This window comes from Thiorhodococcus minor (assembly GCF_010820565.1).
Taxonomy (GTDB): domain Bacteria; phylum Pseudomonadota; class Gammaproteobacteria; order Chromatiales; family Chromatiaceae; genus Thiorhodococcus; species Thiorhodococcus minor.
In genome coordinates, this window is the sequence record NZ_JAAIJQ010000257.1 from 1 (window position 1) to 1256 (window position 1256).

The following is a 1256-nucleotide window of genomic DNA, read 5'->3' on the forward strand; positions in this document are numbered from 1 at the left end:
CTGATGCTCCTCGCTCGCCTGGGATTGCGCGCCAGTGAGGTCGTCACCCTCGACATCGATGACATCGATTGGCGAGCAGGCGAAGTGACCATTCGCGGCAAAGGCCTGGTGCACGAGCGCTTGCCGCTCCTGACGGAGCCCGGAGAGGCGCTGGCCGCCTATTTGCGTCAGGCGCGGCCCGCGACCCGCTCGCGTCGGGTCTTCGTGCGCCTGCAGGCGCCTTATTCAGGCTTTGCGGGACCGTCAACCGTCTCAACCCTCGTGCGACGTGCCCTGGAGCGCGTTGGTCTCGAACCACCGGCCAAGGGCGCCCACATCCTTCGGCACACCCTGGCAACGGAGCTGCTTCGCGGGGGCGCCTCCATGGCCGAAATCGGCCAAGTGCTGCGTCATCACTCGCCGAATACCACGGAGATCTATGCCAAAGTCGACCTCTCGGGTCTGAGCGCCCTGGCCCAACCCTGGCCGGACATCGGAGGTGGGCGATGAGCGCACTCCATGACGCCTTGGAGGAGTATCTTGCCGTGCGCCGGAGCTTGGGTTTCGCGCTGCGGCGACCGGCGGGCTTGCTGCGCAACTTTGTCGCCTTTCTGGATGCCAACGAGGCGCCCTACATCACCCAGGCGTTGGCGGTTCGCTGGGCGGAGCAACCCACCGACGCGCAGCCAGCCACCTGGGCGGGACGCCTGGGCATGGTCCGCGGCTTCGCCCGCTGGCGGCGCGTGAGCGATCCGCGCACCGAGATTCCGGCGGATGGCCTCCTGCCTGAACGCTACCACCGTCACCCGCCCTACCTGTACAGCGATGAGGAGATCGATCGGCTGTTGGCCGCGGCTACCGAGCTGCCCTCCGCCAATGGCTTGAGGGCCTGTAGCTACGCGACGCTGTTTGGTCTGCTGGCCATCACGGGCCTGCGGGTGAGCGAAGCGCTTATGCTCGATCGTGCGGATGTCGATTTGGCGCAAGGACTCCTGACCATCCGCCGCACGAAGTTCGGCAAGTCACGCTTGGTCCCGGTGCATCGCTCAACCCGCGAGGCGCTCGAGCGCTACGACGGACAAAGAGCACGGGTGTTTCCACAACCGGCGACGCCGGCATTCTTCCTCTCCGAGCGGGGCAAACGCATCACGGACTGGAGTGCACGTTACACCTTCGCGAAACTCTCTCAACGCATCGGCTTGCGCGCCGCCGCGAGCGGCCATGGGCGGGGGCCGCGTATTCATGACATGCGCCACCGATTTGCGGCTCGCACCTTG

2 protein-coding genes are annotated in these 1256 nt (G+C 66.4%); both read left to right on the top strand.

Translation table 11 applies throughout. The features are described 5' to 3' along the window. The coding region (locus G3446_RS26765; protein WP_164456691.1) for a tyrosine-type recombinase/integrase at window positions 1-489 on the top strand (489 nt) is incomplete at its 5' end. Next, the coding region (locus G3446_RS26770; protein ID WP_164456692.1) for a tyrosine-type recombinase/integrase at window positions 486-1256 on the top strand (771 nt) is incomplete at its 3' end. The genes G3446_RS26765 and G3446_RS26770, both read left to right, overlap by 4 nt.